This window comes from Streptomyces sp. NPDC050535 (genome assembly GCF_044457665.1).
GTDB lineage: Bacteria > Actinomycetota > Actinomycetes > Streptomycetales > Streptomycetaceae > Streptomyces.
This window is the reverse complement of the sequence record NZ_JBITHE010000054.1, coordinates 1-7,412: the sequence shown is the minus strand read 5'-3', so window position 1 is coordinate 7,412 and position 7,412 is coordinate 1. Positions and strand designations below refer to the sequence as shown.

General features: G+C 70.6%; 4 protein-coding genes and 1 pseudogene. 1 reads left to right on the top strand and 4 read right to left on the bottom strand.

Features of this window, described 5'->3' with window-relative positions:
• The 4 genes and pseudogenes from ACIBLC_RS41835 to ACIBLC_RS41820 form a co-directional block, all read right to left on the bottom strand.
• Positions 1-762: pseudogene (locus tag ACIBLC_RS41835) on the bottom strand (Fe-S oxidoreductase); the annotation flags it as partial.
• Positions 763-1,229: 467 nt separating this feature from the next.
• On the bottom strand, positions 1,230-2,144 hold the full coding sequence (locus ACIBLC_RS41830) for a BTAD domain-containing putative transcriptional regulator (RefSeq protein WP_399216730.1): 915 nt from the start codon (positions 2,142-2,144) through the stop codon (positions 1,230-1,232).
• Between the two features lie 595 nt (positions 2,145-2,739).
• On the bottom strand, positions 2,740-4,272 hold the full coding sequence (locus ACIBLC_RS41825) for an acyl-CoA carboxylase subunit beta (RefSeq protein WP_399216731.1): 1,533 nt from the start codon (positions 4,270-4,272) through the stop codon (positions 2,740-2,742).
• Positions 4,273-4,959: 687 nt separating this feature from the next.
• A complete protein-coding gene (locus tag ACIBLC_RS41820; RefSeq protein WP_399216729.1) occupies positions 4,960-5,160 on the bottom strand; it encodes an acyl-CoA carboxylase epsilon subunit in 201 nt (66 codons plus the stop codon).
• Between the two features lie 393 nt (positions 5,161-5,553).
• On the opposite strand from ACIBLC_RS41820, the gene ACIBLC_RS41815 reads away from it, so the two are divergent.
• Positions 5,554-7,269, top strand: a complete 1,716-nt coding sequence (locus tag ACIBLC_RS41815) for a ScbA/BarX family gamma-butyrolactone biosynthesis protein (protein WP_399216728.1) — start codon at positions 5,554-5,556, stop codon at positions 7,267-7,269.
• Positions 7,270-7,412: the final 143 nt, after the last annotated feature.

Here is a 7,412-nt window from a genome sequence, read left to right as displayed (position 1 = left end):
GCGCGCGTCGCGCTTGAACCAGATGTTGGGGAAGGCCAGGAAACGGTGCCAGGCCACCCCCATGTCCGTCTTCAGCGACACCACGATCATCCAGACGAACGAGGTCGTGATCTTCAGGCCGGCGACGCAGTAGACGAGGCGGTGCAGGGTGGAGGTGTCCATCCCCGCGAACCAGCGGACCAGGGGGTAGGAGAGGAAGTAGGAGGCCTGGTAGTGCTCCACGTGGTGCAGGGCGCCCTCCAGGGCGTGCAGCACCCCGATGCACAGGCCCACCACGAGGATGACGCTCTCCACGAAGTACGCCTGGCCCGTCCGGGAGCCGGTGAAGCGCGACTTGCGGCCCGCGCCGGAGGGCCGGTCCAGCTGGCGGACGGCGATCAGCACCAGGATGCTCAGCGCCGTCATCGCGGCGAGGAACTCGACCAGGACGTTGTAGGGCGTGAAGTGACCCAGGAAAGGCAGCACCCAGTCGGGGGCGAACAGCTGGCCGGTGGCGTTGACGAGCGTCAGCAGCAGCGCGTAGAAACTCACCGCCACAAACCAGTGCGCCATCCCGATGACACCCCAGCGGTTCATCCGGGTATGGACCACGAACTCCCTGGCCAGCGTCACGCTGCGCCGAAAAGGATCACGGGTCCGCAGAGTGGGGGGAACAGGCTGGCCCAGCCGCAGGAAATGAACGATCCCTGAGATGGCCCGGCCGAACAGCGCGAAGCCGGCCACGATCAGGGCCAGCGACACGATGATCGCGACGAGTTGCATGAGTGGACTCCTCGAACCGGCAACAGTCGGCTACTAAGCGGTAACTTAACCGTTCGGCCCGAGGCTACCCACTCCACGCACCGCACCACAGCCACAGTCCAAGCCACAGTCCCGCAACCGCCGTTGCCCTCACATCCGCCACGGCGGCAACCGTGACGGTGACTGCCGTGACGGTGACTACGTGACGGTGACTGCCGTGGCGGTGACTGCTGCCGTTGATGCCCCGGCGCCCGACGCGGGCGGCACTCGCCGTCGCGGTCACTGCCGCGGCCGCTGCCCGCGGTTCGGTTGCCGTCGCACCGGCCGGTGGCTGCTGCCGCTGCGACTGCGGCTGCCGGGGATGGCGCCGCGGCGCCGATCACTGCCACGGTCGCTGCCCGCGACTGCCCTTGCGGTGGCCGCTGTTGCGGTGGTGGTTGCTGCCTGGGTGGTGTGGGTGCCCGGCCGCTGCCGGGCGGGCCGGTGTGTCAGCCGGTGGCGCCGGCGCGGGCGGCGGAGAGCGCGGCCGCGGCCGGCTGTTCCGTCAGGGGGGTCTCCGGTGCGGCGGTCAGGATCGACTGCTGGAGCCGGCGCAGCCGGGCCGAGGGCTCCAGGCCCAGGTCCCGTACCAGGGTGGTGCGCAGCCGGTGGTAGGCGTCCAGGGCCTCGCCGCGCCGGCCCGAGCGGTGCAGCGCCAGCATGAACTGGGCGTGCAGGTTCTCGTGGGTGCGGTAACGGCTGGTCAGCACAGTGAGTTCGGCGAGCAGTTCGCGGTGGCGGCCCAGCCGCAGGTCGGCCTCGATGCGCTGGTCCAGCGCGCACAGCCGGCTCTCCTCCAGCCGCATGGCCTCCATCTGCAGCCGTGCGCCGGTCTGTACGTCGGCGAAGGCCGCGCCGCCCCACAGGGCCAGCGCCTCACGCAGCAGGCGGGAGGCGTCCTTGACGTCCCCCGCGTCCAGCGCCCGGTAGCCCATCCCGGCGAGCCGGTCGAACTCCCGCACGTCACTGCTCCCGCCGCCGGAGACCAGCATGTAGCCGCCCGGCGCGGTGACCAGGACGTCCTTCGCACTGCGCCGCGCCGTCACAGCCCCCCGCACACCGCCCTCACCCGCCGCCGCGGGAACGCCAGCAGCGGCAGCAGGGCCGGAGGCGGCGGGGGGTGTGTCCTGCTCGAGCGCGAGGGTGATGAGGTCGCGCAGCTGCAGGACGTAGGTCTGCAGGGTGGTGCGCCCGCTGCGCGGCGGGCGCCCCGCCCACAGCTCGTCGATGAGAGAGGAGACCGGCACCACCTGGTCGGCGTGCAGCGCCAGCAGCGCGAGCACCTGCCGGGGTTTCGGCGCGGACGGAGCGATGCACACCCCGTTCTCCCTGACGTCCAATATGCCCAGTACGTCGATCTGCACGCCGCTGCCCCCTAGGTGAGTGTGCACATGGTGTCCGGCACTTCACGAGTACAAAACAGGCCGGACGGTTTGTCAACACCAAACCAGCCATGCTGTTTTGGTGCACCGTACAGCCGTGCGAAGGCCGTCTTCACACACCTGCTCCTGACGTGGCGATTCATTCTTCACGTCGTGTCCGGGCGACAGGTAAGGGGATGGATCTCCGCCGCTTACCGGGAAGATCCCTCCCGGGAAACGGGCAGCGAGGCAGGCGGATTGTGCGCGTACGAGGCCGATAACAGAACCGGTGCGCGGTTGAGGCGGACCGGCGGAGCAGGGCGGGCCCGGCCCGTGCCCCACCGGCCGGGCCCGCGCGTCCGGACACCGCAACCCGGCCCGCCCCGCCCCGCGTTCCCGCTCTCCGCTTCACCGGCCGCCGCGGACATACCCGCAAGCCACGACCCACAGGCCCCGGGGCATCCCGGTACCCGCGGCCCCACCGGGGCTGCCGGGGGATCACGGCAGGTGCGCGCTCGGCACGTTGACGCCGCCGTCCCCGGCGAACCAGCCGGCCGGGGCGGCCGGGCCGGGCGGGGGTTACCGCGTCGGGCGGGGGTTACTGCGGGGGGTTGCCGTGTTTGCGGGAGGGCAGGTCGGCGTGCTTGCTGTGCAGCATCTCCAGCGAGCGGATGAGGACCTCGCGGGTCTCGGCCGGGTCGATGACGTCGTCGACGAGACCGCGTTCGGCCGCGTAGTAGGGGTGCATCAGCTCCGCCTTGTACTCCTTGACCAGACGGGCCCGCATCGCCTCGGGATCCTCCGCCTCCGCGATCTGGCGGCGGAAGATGACACCGGCCGCCCCCTCCGCACCCATCACCGCGATCTCGTTCGCCGGCCAGGCGTAGGTGAGGTCCGCACCGATGGACTGACTGTCCATCACGATGTAGGCGCCCCCGTACGCCTTGCGCAGGATCAGCGAGATCCGCGGCACCGTCGCACTGCAGTAGGCGTACAGCAGCTTCGCCCCGTGCCGGATGATCCCGCCGTGCTCCTGGCCGACACCGGGCAGAAACCCCGGCACGTCCAGGAACGTGACGATCGGAATGTTGAAGGCGTCGCACATCTGCACGAAACGCGCCGCCTTCTCCGAGGCCTCGATGTCCAGCACCCCGGCCAGCGACTGCGGCTGGTTGGCGACGATCCCCACCACCCGCCCGTCCAGCCGCGCCAGCGCACAGATGATGTTGCGCGCCCACCGCTCATGGACCTCCAGGAACTCCCCGTCGTCCACCACCTCCCCGATCACCGCACCCATGTCATAGGGGCGGGAACCGTCCACCGGAACCTGCTCCAGCAGCACCTCACTGCGCCGGTGGGCCGGATCGGCACTGGGCACCCGCGGAGCGGGCTCCCGGTTGTTCTGCGGCAGCATCGACAGCAGGTAACGGACCTCCGCCAGGCAGGTCTCCTCGTCGTCATAGGCGAAATGCGCCACACCGGAGGTCTCCGCGTGCACATCCGCACCGCCCAGCCCGTTCTGGCTGATCTCCTCCCCCGTCACCGCCCTCACCACATCCGGGCCCGTGATGAACATCTGCGACGTCTCCCGCACCATGAACACGAAATCCGTCAGCGCCGGACTGTAGGCAGCACCCCCCGCACACGGACCGAGCATCACACTGATCTGCGGAATCACCCCCGACGCCCGGCTGTTGCGCTGAAAAATCCCCCCGTACCCCGCCAGCGCCGAGACCCCCTCCTGAATACGGGCCCCCGCACCGTCGTTCAACGACACCAACGGCGCACCCGCCGCCATCGCCATGTCCATCACCTTGTGGATCTTCTCCGCATGCGCCTCACCCAGCGCCCCGCCGAAAATCCGGAAATCATGCGCATACACAAACACCGTGCGCCCCTCGACCGTCCCCCACCCCGTCACCACACCATCCGTATACGGCCGCCTCGCCTCCAGCCCGAACCCCGTCGCCCGGTGCCGGCGCAACTGCTCCACCTCACAGAACGACCCCTCATCCACCAACAGAGCGATCCGCTCCCGCGCCGTCAGCTTCCCCTTCGCATGCTGCGCCGCCGTCGCCCCCTCCCCCGGCCCCGCCACCGCCACACCCCGGATGGCCCCCAACTCCGCCACCCGACGCCGCAACCCACCCGACACCCCAGCCCCTCCAGACACCTCAGACCCTCCAAACCCCACCGACACCGGCCCGGCCCGGCCCGCACCAGCAGACACCCCTGCCGGGACACCCCCCGCAGACACGACCGCGGCGGACACGGGACCCGCGGACACCGGCCCCGCAGATGCAGCGGCCAACACGCTTCCTCCCGACCCAGCCGCCTCCACCGACACCGCACCCACCGGGTCCGTCCCCACGCCCGCCGCCCCTACAGAAGCCGCCCCAGCAAACGTCGCGGCCGCAGGCGTCGCGGCCGGTGAGCTCGCACCAGCACGCGCCGCCCCCGCAGGAGTTGCCCCGGCCGCCGCCACCGACGCCGCCGGGACAGCGTCCGCGGAAACCGTCTCCGCCGGCTCCGCTCCCGCGGACGCTGCGGACACTGCCACAGGCACTGCGGGGGCCCTCCGGTCCGGCACTCCTGCCAGACCCTCCCCCGCAGAAGCCTCCGAAGCCGCTGCAGCCTGCGCGGCCTTCGCGGCCTGCGCGGGAACCGCCGTCATCGCCGTCGCCATCACTGGGCCCCTTCCCGGGACACGACCGGGCCGGTTCCCCGGCTCCCTGAACAACATATCCAAACCGCCCATACGGTTTTGTTCACGGTGGTGCAAGACACCCGCCGGCCCCCGGTCGACCCCTTGGCCGCCTCACCGCCAGCTGCCGGGCGGCGCGTAACCGTGCGGACGCCGCCACCAGTTCCACCCCAGCCCCGCCCCCGGCGACGCCGGCCCGCCCACCGGCGCGCCGTCGCGCGCACGCAGGGCGAGCAGCACCGCCGCGAGCGCGGCCAGCTCCTCCTCACTGGCCGCCCCACGTTCCACCCGCAGCACGGCCTGCACCCTCTCCATCACATCCCTCCCCTCCTCACAGCCTCGAGCCAGGGTCTGCGCCCCCGCTCGAGAAGCACTGAGGGATCGCTGGAGAACCAGCCCACACCACCCCCGGCGCGCCGGGTCGACTACCGGAGCGGTAGCCGAGAAGGATCGGGGTAGACGCACCCCGCACACCCGGACCCCCGCCCAGCCCCCCGCGAGGCCCCGCCGGCCCCGCCCCCCGCACGGCCGCCTCCGCGGCCCCGCACAAGGGGGTGGCAGGGAACAGCCAGGGAAGGGGCCGTTCCGCAAAAACGTGCCGCCGGAAGCCTCCATACCGCTAGATAATAAACCGGGTGGTATGTATCTTCACTGGCCTGAGAAGCCCACAGCCCATTCACGCCAACGCCGCTCAGGGGGAAACCAGACATGCCCGCGAGCACGATCCGTGTCCCACACCCGACACCCGCCACCCGGCCCGCAGCACACACCACCCACCCACCCGCACAACCCCACACCCAGCCACACACCCACACCCAGCCTCAGCCGCACACCCAGGCCCAACTGCACGCCCACGCACAAGCCCAAGCACCCGCACCCGCACCCGCACCCGCACAGCCCCACACCCAGACCCCCGCCCCGCTGCCGGCACCCGCTCACACCCCGGCCCAGGCGGCGTCACCCCACACCCAGACCCCCACACAGGTCCAGGACCCCAGCCCGGCGCGGATCCAGATCCCCTCCCAGACCCGGGCGCCCCACCACCGGACACCCCCACCCCAAAACCAGACCCACCCACAGGACCAGACCCACCGGCAGGACCAGACCCACGGCAGGCCGGCGCGGGGGCCGTCCCTGACCACCACCGTCCCCACCGAATACGTCCACCGCGCCAGCATCGCCGAAGTCCTGCTCACCGGCTGGCACCGCACCAGCGACCACCACTTCACCGTCACCGCCCAATGGCCCCGCTCACACCCCTTCTACACCCCCATCAACGGCCACCACGACCCCCTCATCGCCGCCGAAACCATCCGCCAAGCCGGCATCCTCCTCGCCCACACCGAATACCACGTCCCCCTCGACACCCACCTCCTCCTCACCCACCTCAACGTCACCACCCACCCCGAACACACCCGCATCGGCCCCACCCCCGCCAACCTCCAACTCCACATCACCTACACCAACATCAAACAACGCCGGAACACCCTCACCCACGCAACCATCCACGTCACCATCACCCGCAACGGACACACCGCCGCCACCGGCAACGGCACCTTCACCTGCATCACCCCCACCATCTACACCCGCCTCCGCACCCCCCACCTCACACCCCACCAACCCACCACCCCAGACATCGCCAGCACACCCCACACCCCCGGCACCCTCCCCACCACCACACCCGTCCCACCCCACACCGTCCAACGCACCCACCCCCACGACGTCGTCCTCACCCCCCACACCCCCCACACCAACACCGAAACCGAAACCGGAGCCGAAACCGGAGCCGAAACCGAAACCACCGGCACCAGAGCCACAGACCCCACCGCAACCACCGGGACGAGCACCACCCAAACCACCGGAACCCCCGAGGCCACCGCGGCGGGCCCTCACACCACCACCCGGAGCTGGCTCCTCCGCCTCAACACCAGCCACCCCACCCTCTTCGACCACCCCCAAGACCACGTCCCCGGCATGCTCCTCCTCGAAGCCGCCCGCCAAGCCACCCACGCCACCCACCACACCAACGACACGGAGACCGGCACCCACACGGACACAAGCACAAGCACAAGCACAGGCACAGGCACAGGCACAGGCACAGGCATGGACACCGGCACCGGCACGGACACGGGCATGGACACCAGCCAGCACCCCATGGGCACGGACACAAGCCAGCCCGCCTACACCCACCTCCCCACCACCATCACCACCCACTACACCCAATACACCGAACTCCACACCCCCACCACCATCACAACAACCACCACCCACCCACGCAACAACAACACCGACGGGGGCAACACCAGCAACAGCGACACCGGCCGGCCCGCCACCCGCACCACCCACATCACCGCCCACCAAAACGGCACCCCCACCTTCCACGCCACCATCACCACCACACCCACCCCCACCCACCACCCCTAACCACCACCCACACCCCACCCACACCCCACCCACCACAACCAGCCCACCAGCCCACCCCCGACACAGCCCACACCCCAACCCGAACCCGCCAACACCCCGACATACACCCCCCCACGCAACACACCCCACCCACCAAGCCCCAG